This window comes from Leptolyngbya boryana PCC 6306 (assembly GCF_000353285.1).
GTDB lineage: Bacteria > Cyanobacteriota > Cyanobacteriia > Leptolyngbyales > Leptolyngbyaceae > Leptolyngbya > Leptolyngbya boryana.
Map to the genome: position 1 here is coordinate 1,097,680 of NZ_KB731324.1, position 15,264 is coordinate 1,112,943.

The following is a 15,264-nucleotide window of genomic DNA, read 5'->3' on the forward strand; positions in this document are numbered from 1 at the left end:
TTTGGCATCGTAGATTCAGTATGGTTTGAAAGTTGAACCCTGAAAAAGTCTTATGGCAAACTCCACAACTTCAGAAACAATCGAAGCCTTAGCTGCTGAAATCGGTGAATCAGTGTATATCGACATTGCAAAATGGCATCTCTATCTCAACGATGCTCATTTGCATACGGTTTTAGCAGAACGGCTTTTTCCGCTTGTCTCGAGTGGGACAGCGATTCAAGAAGATGACGTGCTGAACATTGTCCAAAGCATTCTGGTGAAAGTTGGCGGAGGGAAACGCGAAATTCCCTTGCTCGATCTACTTCCTATGCAGTGCCAAGTCAGCTTGATCGATACGTTGGAAGAGTTTCAACGCAATCTGTAGCAGACGGTATTAGGCAAAGAATGGTGAGTCCGCTTCTGATGGACTTGATTGAAGGGCGTCTGAATTCTATTGACTATCTTGTCGAAGCTAGAGTCTTATGTAGTTTGTCGAATCGGAATCTGAATCAGAAATTCTGTCCCCTCTCCTTCTGTTGAGCAACACTCTAATTTGCCGTGGTGCTTCTCAACAATTAATTGATAACTAATCGACATTCCCATTCCTGTTCCTTTCCCTACAGCCTTTGTCGTAAAAAATGGGTTGAAAATTTTCTGCTGGATTTCTGAGGAAATTCCTGTGCCGTTATCGCTGATCGCAATTTCGACCGATTCTCCAACGACTGAGGTGCGGATCGTGATTTGAGGTTGGGAAGTTGATTCGAGTGCGTCGATCGCATTACTCAAAATATTCATAAAGGCCTGGTTGAGTTGCCCAGCTTGACACTCAACTTTCGGGAGTTCACTATAATCGCGCTGAATGTGAATTTCTGGGCGATCAGGAGATGCGTTCAAACGATGACACAGAATTAGTAGCGTACTTTCAATCCCCTCATGTAAATCGACCGCTTTAAATTCAGCTTCGTCGAGCCGGGAAAAATTTCGCAACGATAAGACAATCTCTCGAATTCGCTCAGTTCCCGATTTCATCGAACCCAAAATTTTTCGCAAATCTGACTGAATGAATTCTAGGTCAGATTCTTCTGCCACAGTATGAATGGCTGCCACTGGCTCGGGGTAATGCTCCTGGTAAATTTTTAGAAGATCTAGAAGTTTGTCAGTATATTCTTTCAAGTAGGATAAATTTCCGTAAATGAAAGAAACGGGATTATTGATTTCATGAGCGATTCCCGCGACAAGTTCTCCAAGACTCGACATTTTCTCAGCTTGAATCAATTGGAGTTGGGCTTGAGTCAGGTCTTGTAAGGTCTGCTCTAGTTCTTGAGTGCGTTCCTGCACTTTTTCTTCAAGTGTATCTTTAGCAGCTTCGAGGTCTTCGATCATCGTGTGAATTTGTCGATCGATCGGTTGCGCAATCGATCGACTTAGAACCCAAGCCACTGCACCTGCTGTAACAGGAATCAGAACCATCAGAAGTCCTGCCCAGCCTTGGGCAATGGTAACCTCTTCGGCCGCATCCTGCTGAATCTGTGCGGCAATTTTTTGACTATCGTTCAGCAACGATACGAGTGGATATTCAGTTGCTTGAAAGTCGGCGCTTTCCTGTCCTTTGGCATCAAGGAGCTGCTTACGTGCTTTGAGAGCCGCTGCAATCTTCTGCATTTTGGACTTATCGAAAGGCTTCAGGGATAAATTTGCCTGTTCTTGTTGTGGGTCAGCAATTCTAAACTGAAAAAATGCTTTCTCCGTGAGTAAAAACTTCTGATGGGTTTGCTTCCACCGTTGCCAATCCCAGAGAAAGGTCTGCTCAAATTTCAGGGTGCCTTCAAATTTTGACGATTGAAACGCCTGGTTCATGCCTTGATTGATTTGTTCCCAAGCCGTTTCAATTCGAGTGAGGGCAATGGTGCGCTCCTGGGGAGAAAGTTCATGCTGAAGTAGAGTATTTTGTGCGGCTGCAATCTGAGATCGCCCTTCGATCATTTTCCAAAGCCCATTCGCTTTAATCAGGCTCGTATGGCTCAGGTGAGTCGTGCTCTGCATCAACCGATTAATCGTATTAGAACTACTTGCAAGCCCAATTAACGAGATCGACGTTGGAACCAAAAAGGCAAGAAATAATTTCGTCTGGAGATTGATGCGCCTAAGCATATAAGATTCATTTCATGAATAGAAACGAAAGTAAGTCCGTATCTTTCAACGTACCCAGAATTTTTTTGCAAATCCGCAATTCATGTTAAGTGTAGAAAAATTAAGCGCGAGTTGCTCTTCGCTGATCTAGCCATTGCTGAAGAATGATAGCGGCAGCTTTACGATCGATTAATTCCTTGTTTTCTTGTAGCGAAATTCTGGCTGCCTTCATCGATTCTTCCGCTTCAAAGCTGGTTAATCGCTCATCGATAAATTCATACGGCAACGCTAAAGCATTGGAAATGGTCGCCGCAAATTTCTGAATATGGAGCGCCTGTTTTCCAAGCGTTCCATCCATTGAATAAGGCAATCCGATGACAAGAATTTCAATTTGTCGATCGACCACGATTTGACGCAATTCTTCGATTGTTTGAGGATAAGATTTGCGCCGAATCGTGGTTAATCCTGTTGCAATTAACCCTGTTCCATCGCAGCCCGCAACTCCAATGCGTTTCTGACCCACATCTAATCCAAGGGCTGCAACTCTTTCCATTTAGCAACAGGGATCTTCACGGTGCGGGTCTTGAGCCATCTTGAGCAATTCCTGCACATTTTTTGGCGTTTCGGACTTTGGTTCTGGCTGATCTGGAGACGTAATTTTCGTCGATTTCATCATCGAGATTCGACCTGGCACCGGCTTCCGAGTAGGCTGCAAGCCTTGCAGCATCTCTGCCAACTGTAATCCTTCTGCGATCGATTTTGTTTCTCGAACTTTATGCCAAACTGAGCGAGACATCAAAAGCGTATGTCCAATCCGCTCTGCGCCAATGCTATCTAAATAGCCCTCACGCTCGGGTTGATAATCCGGTGATGCAATTTGCAGCTCTTGAGCCGGGAGATCCTGCATGATTCGCGCCATCTGCGCCATCAATTCAGGATAGAGCCAGGTGTAAGCAGGATTGACGGTGAGCTGTGCCGTATGCGGTTGTGAACCGTCGCGGCTGAGTCGTAGTTGGAAATATCCGATTGCCGCTTTGCGCTGCGGCTCAAACACATATCCACTCACAACTTCAGTGCGCGTCAAAATCTGCTTTGCCCACTCGACCAAGCTGCCAAATACACTGGTCTTAAAATCTTGGATATGTCGATCGAACACCTGCCGTACCAGCGGTGGCATTGCCATCGTGTCCAACTGATAGAGCAGTTGAGCATCGGCATTACTGACGGGCAGTAAATTCGGTAAGTCTGGCTCACGCTCAGCTAGCGTCTGAAGTTGCTCGGTCGAAATCGACCAATAGGTCATATTCGCCAAAGGTTGAAATCCATTATGGCGATACAGATCTAAGGCTGACTTGTCGTTGACATCAATTTCTAAAACCCAGGTTCGCGCTTGCCAAATTCGCTCGAGACAGAATCGAATGAGCAGCGATCCCACATCGACTTTCGTGAGAACTTGTGCTTCTGCCTGGTCAGATTCCACGATCGCAGGAGTGACCATGACGCGATCGACTCTCCAAGTGCTGCCTGTCCGATTAAAAGGCGAGACTCGAATCATGCCCTGAATCTTTTGATTCAATTCAGCCACATGCACACAAGAGAGCGACTGAAAAGGATTGGGAAACAGGCTGAGCACCTTCAGAACTCCGTACCAATTCCGCAGCGATACCGTTTTCTCGCGCACGGTCGAGCAGTGGGGCAAGTTGATTTCTGGCGATTGCTGAGCAAGTTGATCAATCGCATCGAGATCACGATATTGGACAGGACGGATGACAACGGAAGCAGTCTTCTGAGGAAGTCGAGACATAAGGATATCAGCAGCAATTCAACCCCAGGTTAAGCGTTGGGCAAGGGCATTAGGTAAACCTTAAGGGGTATTTATTTAAGGTTATTTTGCCGATTGCAGCCCAACAGTAGCGCGTTCTGTAAAGGTATCGGTCGGACGAATCAGAACTACAGGAGTCTGTTCGTTGGCATTCCCAGCAGGATTGCTGATGAGAGCTTGATGCAGCAAGGACGTAGATACGCCTGACGATGCTGCTAATATTTTAACTCGTTTCAAGTCGTTCACATCCACAATTGCCGCAGATAGCCCAGTTTCTCGTTGAATGCGATCGCATAATTCCTGAGAGTTTTCAGGACCCATGACGATAAATTGGTCATAGGGCGGAATTGTTCCAGTCACGTCATCGATCAATCGCGCTTGTTCACCTGCGAGGCGGTAGAACATGCCTTTCACCCCAAAAATTTTCGCGATCGAGCCAACAATAAATGCAAACAGTACCCGTGCTTCGCCTTCGATATCAATCAGCGATTGCAGTCCGCAAGCAGTCGCCAAACTGGAGGTCGGATGGAACATGTAAGACAGCCGAGTTGCTAACCAACCGGGTTTGATCTCGCTGGGATGGCGGTAACGACCTTGCATAATCGCGATCGGAGATTCACCGATCGTCACAATATCCCCGGGTTGAGCATGAGGCATGACATACCGTTTCACGACACTCACGGGATCATCTAAGTGCGTCAGCAAATGGGTCTTAATCGGCAACACATCAGCATTTTGTGCGGGTCGCCAGCGTTTTGAGTCTTCGACTGCCGGGAACTTCAGGGGCACGATGACATGGCGAATTTTGGGGAATCGACCTCGAGAGCCATAGGAAACGTAATGCAGTTGAATCCAAGCGACTTTTAATTCGCTGAGGTTGGCGCCTTCGATTTCGACAATCACTTCGATTGGGTCATGTCCCATACTCTTAATGATGTGGGCTTCCCAATAGCCATCATTGCGAGGTTCTGCGCCTTGGAAGCGGGGAATGATCCGAGTTTTGACTTGAATCCCCTCTAGGCTCCCCGAAGAAAGGAGTTGAACTTCTGCATGAACCGTAGGAGCCATGACTTCTAAACGGCGCGTTAAATTGGTCAATTCGATCTGACCGACTAGAACGTATCGCTGGGGTTCGTAGACTGCGAGTTCCCATTTGCCTGAGGTCATCTCCAGTGTATTGCTTGGACGCTGCCAATATTGAGCTTCGAGCAGCAACAAGACGAGCAGAACGAATCCGACAAGACCAGCGAGAATGCCAATTAGAATAACCACAAAAGCTCCTTGTACCGTTGCCAGAAAAAGATATACGTGACGCGCACGATCGTCAACATATTGCCATACAAGATTATGATGTTTCGCGATTTTTTGAACGTCGTTCTTCGCGATTGCGGTCTTCCCAAAACCATGCTTCATCGGATTGTTTTTTAGCCGATTCGATTCTGGGGATCGCCCAACTTAAGTATTCTGCGTGTCGATCGCAACCGAGCCAGTTCCGTCCGAGTTGTTCGGCAACGACTGCAGTTGTGCCGGAACCCAGGAACGGATCGAGAATGCGATCGCCTCTTTGAGAAGAAGCCAAGACGAATTTTCTTACCAATTCTTCGGGTTTTTGAGTGGGATGAGGTGTTTTTTCGTTCATGCCATTGCAGGTCGTTGGCACTTCAATTACATCTCGCGGTTTTGCACCTTTTGGGTGAGGCTGCCACAGCTTTGTTACTTTTTTACCTTTGCCGTATTGGCTAGTTTCGGCTTGAGGATGTTCGGGATATTTCAGGGTGTGTTCGCCGTAACGAGTGCGGATGTTCTCAATCGATAGGGTGAATTTTCTTGATTTGCGAAAATGCAAAATGCTTTCATGCGATCGACCCCAATCATTTGATAAGTTCGCTTTATTTTTGTAGTGCCAAATCAGCCAACGGCATCCTTGAAAAAATTGCGAGGCGGGTAGTTTTAGATCAGCCAATATTTCAGAAAAGCCACAAATATAAAACGTTCCTGTCGGCTTGAGAATTCGGGCGACTTGTTCAATCCATTGCAGTGACCATTCGAGATACAATTTCTGAGATTCAAAACTGTCCCATTCTGCTTTTTTAAGATTGTAAGGCGGATCGGCAAACACTAAATCGATCGACTCAGAAGGTAGTGATTTCAGCCATTCAACCGCATCGCCGAGCCAAAGCTGACCGTTATCATGGGTGTAGAAAAGTTTAGGAGATGATATTTCTTTTCCTGAATGGGTCACTGTATGATCAAGCGATTTAAGATGATCAATAGCCGATTCAAACTGCGGCATATCTAACAGAAAAATGGTGCATTAGCACTATATCCGATCGATTCATTCTTTTTACTTTGTGATGCAATATTCTGTCCATCCACCGAGCGAATTTATTTGTCAGCATTCTGAGAAGTTATTGCCAGATTGGTCTGACCCAATTCGCTCGATCGTGGTGGTTCTACAGCCTGCCGATCGCGAGTTAACAGAACACTGCCCGGAAGCGGATCATCAAAAGCAAGTGTTGCGATCGCAGTTTCTCTCTTTTGGTTTGAAAGTGACAGAAATGCTCCGCCAACAAGGGCACTTAGCGGATTTGTTTGATCCGAAAACGGGGTTGCCGATTTTGTCAGAATCCGGGTCTTTGCGGCTCGATGATGTGGCGGTTGTGCGATCGACATTAGGATATGCAACAAAAGCGATCGGCAATTGCTTCACCGTGATTCATCCCCGCTGGGGCAGTGCCGTTTATCCTTCGATTTTGATGTCTTCTGCAAGTCGAGAATTAGTTGAATCGATCGTCGCAGGTTTGCTGGAATGCCACCATTCTTTGAGAGGCTGAGGCAGTTTGCACCAATACAACGTCATGACGATTGGCTCGTGCGCCTCACGTCCGACGATTTCGACGCTGTAAGAAGGACTGTTGCGAGTTGCCAAATCGACAATAAACCGTCGTCCAATTCTGCGCCAACTGGGTTCTTTTCCACGCCATTCGATTCGGCAGCAGGGGTAGGGAAGCTGTTCTCGATCGAATAAGCGACAGCAAGCGCCAATTACGCGATAGGTAAAATGTCCACCGGGGCTGGAAAAAGTGTGCCCATGAGTAAATGGATGAGATGTGGAAGTAGAAGTGAGTTCAGAGCTGTTTGACATATGAAATAAACAGTGGGGCAGGCAAAGATGCCTGCCTCTGGATTTGAGTGGGCAAGATACCTACCCCACGGTAGACATGAGAGATCAGCTTAGTAGCCTTCCTCTTCATATTCGGGTTGTTTTTGTTTCGGCTTCTCAGGAATGTTGAGCGGAATCCGTTCAGATTCATCCTCTGTGTCTTCAGCCGGGACTTCTAGCGTGTCTTCATCCTCTTCGGCTTCAGCTTGAGGCTGTTCTGCCCAAGGATCTTCATCGAGATTGCCGGGTTCAAAGCTGTCTGGAGTAGGTTGAGTTCCCGGTTCTGTATCCACGACCGGGGTGTAATCTACAACGATCGCTTCTTCTTCCTCTTCGTCTACCCAGGTTGATTTGGTGTCGAGATTATCCTCTTCATCATCGACGGTTGCCAAACTGCCCCAGTTATCCAATTCGTCTTCTTCGTCTTCTTCGTACGCTTCTGGCGGTGGATAGGCTTGCGCTTCGCGATATTGCTGACGCGGAGGTTCTTGATTTCGCTCGATCGGAATCGGTTCACGATAACGCGGCTCGTCGTCATAGCCCAAATCGTCATCGCTCCAGGTTTCTTCAACGGGTTGTTGAATGCGTGGCTGCACATTTACTTGAGTCGGCTGACCCGAAGGAAGCTGATTTTCAGGACGGGCTGGAGCCAAATATTGCGGTTCGTCTTTTTCCCAGGGGGCACGACCAATGCCGAGACGTTCAAGCACGCCGACGCTGAGTTGATTCATGCGGTCTTCCGAGCCTTCGACGACGATGAGGCGATCGGGACCACTGCTGACGATTTCATCGATCGAGAGTTCGTAGGTGCTAACAACTTGATCGGGAATGAGTGGCAGTCCAATTGATGCGATCGTTAATGCATCTAATCTGCCGCTATCGATATCAAATCGGAAGCCTCGAACTTTTCCAAGCAGTTCACCCGTTTCAGTAATGACTTCGTATCCGATCAAATTGCTGTAGCCTTCAAGATCGACATCTTCGATCACATCTTCGTCATCGACTAAGATCACATCCCCAATCTGGCGAATGCTATCGAGCATCATCGGTTGAGCAGTGCCGTAGAACAGATTCGGGCGCAAACTGAGGGCAACAACCGCTTGGCTGTCAATGTCCACCCAAAGCTGACTCACCACGCCAAGCCGTTTGCCTGTGGTGCGTGTAATCACCTGAGTTCCAAGTATGTCGGAGCGTTGGCGAAATTCTTCTGTCATTGAGTCCCGAATCCTGTCTATTTACGCTTTTTTCTAATTATCAAACCATATGAAGGATCAAACGATACGGAATGCCGAACGTGATCCGATTCTTAAACACTTTGAGGAAGTTTGATACCCAGGACTTGGGTAAAGGCTCCTCGTGCTTGAGTAACCCCGATCGTTCGCTGAGCGCGTTCGATCATCGGACGACGCAAACTCACGACAATAAATTGAGCTTGTTGCGCCTGCTGCTGAATCATTTTAGCTAATCGCTCGACGTTTGCTCCGTCTAGGAACATATCAACCTCGTCAAACGCGTAGAACGGGGAGGGACGATACCGCTGAAGGGCGAAAATGAAACTCAGAGCAGTCAAAGATTTTTCACCCCCAGACATGGAGGCAAGCCGTTGCACAGGTTTGCCTTTCGGGTGAGCGATCAGGTTCAATCCGCCGTTAAATGGATCGTTTGGATCTTCAAGCTGTAAGCGTCCGTCGCCATCCGATAAGGTGGCAAAGATCTTCTGGAAGTTCAAATCAACCGCTTCATAGGCTTCCATGAAGGCACGCTGTCGCAGAGTGGTAAAGTTCTCAATTCTTAACAGCAACTCAGTACGTTCTTCTTGTAACGTTTCGAGTTTTTCGGTGAGTTCGTCTAACCGGGCTTGGGTGCGATCGTATTCTTCTAACGCCAACATATTCACAGGTTCCATTGCCTGAAGGCGTTTTTGCATCGAACGGAGTTCGTGCTGAAGTTGTCCGAGATCGCGAGTGGCATTGTCGGGAATTTCAGGAACCGGATCAGGCAGTTCGGCGCGTTGGGCTTCGAGGGCTGCTTGCTGTTCAGCGAGGCTAGCTCGACGAGATTGCTGAGTTTCTAGCGTTTGATCACGTTGCCAAATGTGCTGCTGCTGGCGATTCTGAAGTTCGCGGAGCTGTCGATCGACTGCATCGCGTTTGTATCGTTCTTCGCCTAAGGTTTTATCGAGTTCAGCAAGTGTGGCTTTGAGTTCGGTGATCTGGGTATTGACGGCAGTTTGTTGATTTGTATTTTCTGATTGCTGCTGCAATTGTAGAGTTTGCTGGGTGCGAGACTCCTGAATTCGGAGTTGTCCTTGCTCGATTTTTTCCTGTAATAGTTTTCTCTGAGTTTCAAGATCTTGGGAGCGTTGTTCGATCGCTCTTAAATCTCCCTCTTTCTGGTTCAGATCGGTTTCTAATTCCCGAATGCCCGCTTGAATTTGCTGCCATTCGCTATGAGACTGCGATTGCTCTAATTCCGCCAAGGTCGTTCTTAATCGGGCTAAATTCGCCTCTTGAACTGGAAGTTCCGACTCTAAGACTTGTAAGCGAACTTGCGCTGCTGCCAGTTCTTTTTGATTGGTTTCAAGCTGCTGGGTGAGTTGAATTTGTTGTTTTTCCAAGCGATCGAGTTCGACTTTGGCTTGATCCGCTTTGACTTTCAATTCTGCGTGTTGTTGACGCGCATCGCTGAGAAATTTGGTGCGGTCTTTCTGAAGAATGGTTGCTTTCGCGATCGAGCTTTCACAATGTCCCAAAATCTGATCGATTTCTTGCAGTCGCCGCTTTAATGCTGCGATTTCCGGTGATTCTGCGGCTTGACCTTTGCCAAATCGTAACGACGATCGAGCGCCGCTACTTCCCCCGGTCATTGCTCCACTCGATTCGAGTAATTCGCCATCTAAGGTCACAATCCGATATTGCCCGATATGTCGTCGCGCATCAGAGAGTGTCTCAAAGACAACAGTTGTACCGAAGATGTAAGCAAATACGTCGTAATAGCGATCCTCGAAGTCGATTAAATTAATCGCGTAATCAATGCAGCCCTGCATCGATCGCATCGTGGCACGATTGGGAATATGAGGCGGCTTGAGTTTATTGAGCGGTAAGAATGTGGCTCGTCCAGCCCGTCGCTGTTTGAGAATATCAATGGCTGCTGCTGCGATCGCATCATCTTCGACCACAATATTTGCCAGTCGTCCACCCGCAGCGGTTTCTAAGGCAAGCTGATAGCGCGAGCTGACCTGTCCGAGTTCTGCAACTAAGCCACACACTCCGGATAGTCCCATTTTCATGATGACTTGCGAAGCCTGAGTGCCTTGTGCTTCTTGCACCGCTTGAGTTTGGGCTTCTAATTTATCTAAGGCGCGTTGCTTATCTCGTTGTTCAGCCAGTAATCGTTTCTCAGTTTCTTGTTGAATCTGCAACTCTTGTTCAACTTCCGCGAGCGCTTGCGCCATCGATTGAACTTGCTGCGTCGCGGCTGCAAATCGTTGAGTGATATCTGCTGCTGCGATCTGCTGCTGATTCAATTCGGCTGTAGTTGTTCTGAGGGCTTCTGTTTGCTCTTGAACTTGGCGATCGAGTTGATTGGTTTTTTCTCTCAATCCAGCTTGTTCAGCCCGTTGCGGCTCCAAAGCTTTGATCAAGGTTTCAATGTGATGGTGCAATTGGGTTTGTTCTTGTACCCAAGCTTCTGCATTGGCAGCCGAAGCATTTGCCTGTTCGCGTTTCTGCTCAAGTACTGCCTTGGCTTGATCACGCTTCTGAGTTGCCGCAATCAGCTCTTGGGTTTCGATGGATTCTTTCTCACGGGTCAGCGCTGCCAAGGTTTGCATGTTTTCCTGGAGGTCTTGCTGCGCTTTGGATAAAGTCGCAATCAAATCCTGGCTTGATTTCTGCAAGTCTTGCTGTTGACGTTCTAACTGGCGCAGTTCAGCTTCTCGCGCTGCGAGGGTCGATTGCACTGCGATTTGTTCTTCTTCACCGAGCGATCGCACATGTGCATTCAGTTTCTCTAATTCAGCAGTCACTTGATTGATTTCAAGTTGCAGTGCTGCTAGCTGTTCAGTCAAATCAGCGATCGCTGTTTCATCGGATTGAATTTGCTCTTGTAATTTGCGAACGCCTTGCGCGGCTTGTTCGTAACGGATGACGACTTCCCACTGCTCTTTCGCTTGCAGTTCTGCGCGCAGTTTTTTGTATTTCTCGGCTTTGATCCGATCTTGAGCTAAGCGATCGCGCTGCTCGATCAATTCACGCTCGACAATGTGAAATTTATCTTCTTGATCTTTTACCGCATCGAGCTTGTCTTTCGCTTGGTTGATTTTGCGATCGAATGAAGCAACTCCTGCCAATTCATCAATGATTTCACGACGTTCTCGCCCGTTCATCGAAATGATCCGAGTTACATCCCCTTGTAAGACAACGTTATATCCCTCAGGATAGATCCGCATCCGGTTCAACTGCTCATGCAGTTCTGTTAACGTACAGGGTTCATCATTGATGAAATAGTTTGACGTATACGTTCCCTGCTGTGTTACCCGCAATTTACGAGTCACTTTCCACTCTACGTTGATTTCACCGTTGCTATTACCATTTTCAGAACCGTTTAATTCATAAACGACATCTGGTGCAGAGACATGACCATTCTCATGATGTCCATTTGCCGAACTCTGACTTGGCTCATTCAATGAAACATCGATATTACTTTCATCTGGATTGCTGAGAGCATTAAACAGATCTAATTCATCTGATAGATCAAATACTGTTGTCACTGCCGCTTCGACGGTTGCTCGCCCTTTCGTGGCCTGTGCATGATTGACCAGGTCAGGCAATCGCTCAGCCCGCATCCCTTTTGAGCCTGCTAGCCCTAAGCAAAAGAGCAATGCATCCAGTAGATTTGACTTCCCTGATCCGTTTGGACCTGAGATCACGGTGAACCCTGGCAGCAACGGAATCGGCGTTGTGCCGCCAAAAGACTTGAAATTTGTTAGTTCAACACGCTTAACGTACACAGGGAGTCAGTAAAAAACAGTGTTTAGTGTAGCCCGGAATCAAACAAGTGAGCTAAATTAGCGGAATTTCTATAATAGATAGCACACTTAGAACGTCTGATCTACAAAAAATCAAACGGATTTGTGCAATTCTACTGCGATCGATCAGATTGTCAAGGTGATTTTCCTGCGTATCAGCGTATTTTCGCGATCGAGACTCACATATCGCCAGCGTTTACAATTCAGTCAGAGGTGCAGAATCAATCAGGAAAGGTTCTTTTTCTGGTCTCCCAATTGAAAATCCAAAATTCAAAATCGTCTCCCTCTTCCCAATCCGGGGAAATCTAGATCAGTAGACCTACCTCAGATTTGACCTGTTTTTGGGAAAGCCTCATGATAAAAGCATTTCATAGCCCAGACGATCGCCATTCTGCGATTTCTGCTGTCACAAATCAATCTCCGGATGCCCTCGCATCCTTCTGGGAAGAACTGGAAGAACAGCTAGATGAGGAAAACCCTGAAGAACAGCAAATCGCCAAAAGCCCAACGTTGACGATCGATCTTGAAGAAGCGAAATCCGCGATCGAGTCTCCGGTCACTCCAGAAGCGAAACCTCGCTATATTCAAGGTGTTGTGTCGGGTCAACAGGCATGGCTCGTCACCAATTTGCTGAGAAGTGAATCGATGAGTCTTAAACAACCGCAAATGGTTTGGACAATTGGACGCAATCGATCGGCAGCATTGCCCCTACAGGATCGTAAGCTTTCTCGTCGTCATGCTGTGATTCTCTATGTTGTGAATGAAGGCTTCTACTTCGTTGATCTCAATAGCATGAATGGCTCGTACATCAACGGAACAAGAGTTCAACAGCGCCAGCGCCTTCAGGATGGGGATTGCCTCTGCGTCGGTAGTACTCGCTTTTTCTTCTTTACAAGCGTGCAAGAACGCGCGTCAGAAGCCCTGCATCCTGAAGTATTAGCCCGTCTGAATGATGCAGAATCCCGGAATAGAGAGTTTATTGACTTTTCAGAGTTGCAGGAAGAGATCTCCTTCAACGTGCCTCAATAGCGCCCCTAAAAAGAAAACTCTGTCTGAATCTCGCATCGGGTTTGGGCTGCATCGATCTCTTAAAACTGTCGTGTCCAGTCATGCCAGCGTTCGACAATCACTTTCGTCTGGGTGAAGAATTCGATCGCTTGCCATCCTTGACCATGCAAATCCCCAAAAAAGCTTTCTTTCCAACCACTAAACGGGAAGAATGCCATCGGTGCTGCAACTCCAATATTAATTCCGATATTCCCCGCTTCAGCTTCGTAGCGGAATTTTCGGGCTGCAGCTCCACTAGAAGTAAACAGGGAAGCCATGTTTCCGTATTGGCTTTGATTGATCAGGGCGATCGCGTCATCAATTGAATCGAGATGAATCAAGCTCAGCACTGGTCCAAAAATCTCAGTTTTAGCAATTTCACCTGCCGGATCAATGTTCTGCAAAATGGTTGGTCGAACAAAGTGACCTTGCTCATATCCAGAAATTTTGGGTGCTCGACCATCGACTAAAACAGTTGCACCTTCTGTTTCTGCTTGTTGAATGATAGTTTCAATTCGGGTCTTACTTTGATGAGTGATCACAGGTCCCATTTGTACCCCGGAATCTAGTCCAAACCCAACTTGGCGCGAGGTTGCAGCTTCAGCGATTGCATCTGTAAAAGTAGATTTTGCACTGCCAACTGTAATGGCAATTGAAGCAGCTAAACATCGTTGTCCTGCACATCCAAAAGCACTATCTGCCATAATTTTCGTTGTCATCGCAATATCTGCATCCGGTAGCACAATGACGGGATTTTTCGCGCCACCTTGGCACTGTGCCCTTTTCCCATTTGCGGCTGCCCGACTATAGACATATTTCGCGACTCCCGTCGATCCGACAAAGCTAATCGATCGAATTGCGGCATGATCCAGCAAAGCATCGACCACTTCTTTCGCTCCATTGACCAGATTGACCACGCCTTTGGGTAAGCCTGTTTGTTCGAGCAAAGTAAAGATGCGCTGCATGGTCAGAGGCACCCGTTCAGACGGCTTAATAATGCAGGTGTTGCCACACGCGATCGCGTAAGGCATAAACCAAAATGGAATCATACCTGGAAAGTTAAACGGTGTAATGACTGCGGTGACTCCCAGCGGTTGGCGAATCATATGTTCATCAATGCCACGCGCAATGTCTTCTGAGTTATAGCCCTGCATTAAGATGGGAATTCCACAGGCAACCTCGACATTCTCGATCGCGCGTCTCATTTCGCCTTTGGATTCTGCAAGCGTCTTGCCACATTCGAGTGTAATCGTCTGGGCAATGTCCTCGAAATGCTCCTCGAGCAATGCCTTGAGCTTGAATAAATACTGCACGCGTTCAGTCGCGGGCGTGCGTCGCCAGGTTTGAAATGCAGTTTGAGCAGCTTGAGCGGCTCGATCGACTTCACGCGCAGGCGAGAGCGGAACTTTACTTAAAACTTCGATCGTGGCTGGATTTCTGACTTCTAAATAAGTTTCAGTTTCGGGAATAGACCATTCGCCATTGATGTAGTTTTGAACGATCGAAGAGTGCGTCATATCGGTTCCTCACTTCTATGAGAAGATCTTGCCGCAACTTCGTTGGATTAAGCTACCTGAAATAGATTGAAAAATGCGGATGAAAGGACTTGAACCTTCACTTCTTGCGAAACCAGAACCTAAATCTGGCGCGTCTACCAATTCCGCCACATCCGCGCAATGAGAAATATTATAACAGGGATAAGGAGAAAGGAAACAATTTGTTCTCCTCATCCCGACAAAATGCTGTTAAGGCAGACTGCCCAGACTGAGAGGAATAAGATTGCCTTCGATCGTGAGTCCCAAGAGTATGTTCTCGCCGGAGCGGATAGGTTTGCCAGTAAGGGCGCAGCGATCGTCGGTTTGAGCGGTAGCAGATAGAGTAGCACGCACATCGGCGGATGAGAGAGAGGGGGAATAGCTGCCCGATCGCTGTTGCACATAGTTCCACAAAATGTCGCGAATGAGCGCTTGATAGCCTTGGTTGCCAGAAAGTGCTTTTAGCTCCTCCTTCAACTCACGCTCTAAACGGATGCTCGTCACTTCCATTTCCGTTGTGCTGGTGCGAGTTAAGGTATGCATGAACGGTCTCCTTTTG

At 47.4% G+C, this 15,264-nt stretch carries 13 protein-coding genes and 1 tRNA gene; 3 read left to right on the forward strand and 11 right to left on the reverse strand.

Translation table 11 applies throughout. The features are described 5' to 3' along the window. Window positions 1-52 precede the first annotated feature (52 nt). Window positions 53-364 (forward strand): DUF3181 family protein, encoded by a 312-nt coding sequence (locus tag LEPBO_RS0105115; RefSeq protein WP_017286464.1) that lies wholly within the window; start codon window positions 53-55, stop codon window positions 362-364. Between the two features lie 95 nt (window positions 365-459). On the opposite strand, the gene LEPBO_RS39785 is transcribed toward LEPBO_RS0105115, so the two are convergent. The 5 genes from LEPBO_RS39785 to LEPBO_RS0105140 all read right to left on the reverse strand — a co-directional run bounded on the left by LEPBO_RS39785 (window position 460) and on the right by LEPBO_RS0105140 (window position 6,224). Next, the gene (locus LEPBO_RS39785) at window positions 460-2,130 is read right to left on the reverse strand and encodes a sensor histidine kinase (RefSeq protein ID WP_017286465.1); all 1,671 of its coding nucleotides are present in this window, start codon (window positions 2,128-2,130) and stop codon (window positions 460-462) included. A gap of 100 nt (window positions 2,131-2,230) precedes the next feature. Then, the gene (gene ruvX, locus LEPBO_RS0105125; protein ID WP_017286466.1) at window positions 2,231-2,662 is read right to left on the reverse strand and encodes a Holliday junction resolvase RuvX; all 432 of its coding nucleotides are present in this window, start codon (window positions 2,660-2,662) and stop codon (window positions 2,231-2,233) included. Beyond that, the gene (locus tag LEPBO_RS0105130) at window positions 2,663-3,913 is read right to left on the reverse strand and encodes a GNAT family N-acetyltransferase (RefSeq protein ID WP_017286467.1); all 1,251 of its coding nucleotides are present in this window, start codon (window positions 3,911-3,913) and stop codon (window positions 2,663-2,665) included. A gap of 81 nt (window positions 3,914-3,994) precedes the next feature. After that, on the reverse strand, window positions 3,995-5,203 hold the full coding sequence (locus tag LEPBO_RS0105135; RefSeq protein ID WP_197693288.1) for a F420-0:Gamma-glutamyl ligase: 1,209 nt from the start codon (window positions 5,201-5,203) through the stop codon (window positions 3,995-3,997). Between the two features lie 73 nt (window positions 5,204-5,276). Further along, window positions 5,277-6,224 (reverse strand): DNA-methyltransferase, encoded by a 948-nt coding sequence (locus tag LEPBO_RS0105140; RefSeq protein WP_017286469.1) that lies wholly within the window; start codon window positions 6,222-6,224, stop codon window positions 5,277-5,279. A 61-nt stretch (window positions 6,225-6,285) separates the two neighbouring features. Here LEPBO_RS0105140 and LEPBO_RS36210 point away from each other — a divergent pair, with 61 nt between their 5' ends. Then, window positions 6,286-6,765 (forward strand): methylmalonic aciduria and homocystinuria type D protein, encoded by a 480-nt coding sequence (locus tag LEPBO_RS36210; protein ID WP_017286470.1) that lies wholly within the window; start codon window positions 6,286-6,288, stop codon window positions 6,763-6,765. On the opposite strand, the gene LEPBO_RS40830 is transcribed toward LEPBO_RS36210, so the two are convergent. The 3 genes from LEPBO_RS40830 to smc all read right to left on the reverse strand — a co-directional run bounded on the left by LEPBO_RS40830 (window position 6,672) and on the right by smc (window position 12,105). After that, complete coding sequence (locus LEPBO_RS40830; RefSeq protein ID WP_071596144.1) at window positions 6,672-7,076, reverse strand: hypothetical protein; 405 nt, start codon at window positions 7,074-7,076, stop codon at window positions 6,672-6,674. The two genes, LEPBO_RS36210 and LEPBO_RS40830, sit on opposite strands and share 94 nt — an antisense overlap. Window positions 7,077-7,165: 89 nt before the next feature. Next, window positions 7,166-8,308 (reverse strand): PRC-barrel domain-containing protein, encoded by a 1,143-nt coding sequence (locus tag LEPBO_RS0105155; protein ID WP_017286471.1) that lies wholly within the window; start codon window positions 8,306-8,308, stop codon window positions 7,166-7,168. Between the two features lie 92 nt (window positions 8,309-8,400). Then, window positions 8,401-12,105 carry a chromosome segregation protein SMC gene (gene smc, locus LEPBO_RS0105160; protein WP_017286472.1) on the reverse strand — a complete coding sequence of 1,235 codons (3,705 nt, stop codon included), beginning with the start codon at window positions 12,103-12,105 and terminating at the stop codon, window positions 8,401-8,403. A 372-nt stretch (window positions 12,106-12,477) separates the two neighbouring features. Between smc and LEPBO_RS0105170 the strand changes: the two genes are divergently transcribed. Next, window positions 12,478-13,152, forward strand: coding sequence for an FHA domain-containing protein (locus LEPBO_RS0105170; RefSeq protein ID WP_017286474.1), 675 nt, complete (start codon window positions 12,478-12,480; stop codon window positions 13,150-13,152). Window positions 13,153-13,211: 59 nt separating this feature from the next. Here the strand turns inward: LEPBO_RS0105170 and LEPBO_RS0105175 are convergent, their stop codons facing one another. The 3 genes from LEPBO_RS0105175 to LEPBO_RS0105185 all read right to left on the reverse strand — a co-directional run bounded on the left by LEPBO_RS0105175 (window position 13,212) and on the right by LEPBO_RS0105185 (window position 15,248). Beyond that, window positions 13,212-14,687 (reverse strand): CoA-acylating methylmalonate-semialdehyde dehydrogenase, encoded by a 1,476-nt coding sequence (locus LEPBO_RS0105175; protein WP_017286475.1) that lies wholly within the window; start codon window positions 14,685-14,687, stop codon window positions 13,212-13,214. A gap of 74 nt (window positions 14,688-14,761) precedes the next feature. Beyond that, window positions 14,762-14,843 (reverse strand) — tRNA-Leu (locus LEPBO_RS0105180). 72 nt (window positions 14,844-14,915) lie between these two features. Then, the gene (locus LEPBO_RS0105185) at window positions 14,916-15,248 is read right to left on the reverse strand and encodes a ribbon-helix-helix domain-containing protein (RefSeq protein ID WP_017286476.1); all 333 of its coding nucleotides are present in this window, start codon (window positions 15,246-15,248) and stop codon (window positions 14,916-14,918) included. Window positions 15,249-15,264 lie beyond the last annotated feature (16 nt).

Bases quoted from the DNA above. Each gene is read 5' to 3' on its own strand.
- LEPBO_RS0105115 (WP_017286464.1), top strand. From the start codon at position 53: ATGGCAAACTCCACAACTTCAGAAACAATCGAAGCCTTAGCTGCTGAA.
- LEPBO_RS39785 (WP_017286465.1), bottom strand. From the start codon at position 2,130: ATGCTTAGGCGCATCAATCTCCAGACGAAATTATTTCTTGCCTTTTTG.
- ruvX (WP_017286466.1), bottom strand. From the start codon at position 2,662: ATGGAAAGAGTTGCAGCCCTTGGATTAGATGTGGGTCAGAAACGCATT.
- LEPBO_RS0105130 (WP_017286467.1), bottom strand. From the start codon at position 3,913: ATGTCTCGACTTCCTCAGAAGACTGCTTCCGTTGTCATCCGTCCTGTC.
- LEPBO_RS0105140 (WP_017286469.1), bottom strand. From the start codon at position 6,224: ATGCCGCAGTTTGAATCGGCTATTGATCATCTTAAATCGCTTGATCAT.
- LEPBO_RS36210 (WP_017286470.1), top strand. From the start codon at position 6,286: ATGCAATATTCTGTCCATCCACCGAGCGAATTTATTTGTCAGCATTCT.
- LEPBO_RS40830 (WP_071596144.1), bottom strand. From the start codon at position 7,076: ATGTCAAACAGCTCTGAACTCACTTCTACTTCCACATCTCATCCATTT.
- LEPBO_RS0105155 (WP_017286471.1), bottom strand. From the start codon at position 8,308: ATGACAGAAGAATTTCGCCAACGCTCCGACATACTTGGAACTCAGGTG.
- LEPBO_RS0105170 (WP_017286474.1), top strand. From the start codon at position 12,478: ATGATAAAAGCATTTCATAGCCCAGACGATCGCCATTCTGCGATTTCT.
- LEPBO_RS0105175 (WP_017286475.1), bottom strand. From the start codon at position 14,687: ATGACGCACTCTTCGATCGTTCAAAACTACATCAATGGCGAATGGTCT.
- LEPBO_RS0105185 (WP_017286476.1), bottom strand. From the start codon at position 15,248: ATGCATACCTTAACTCGCACCAGCACAACGGAAATGGAAGTGACGAGC.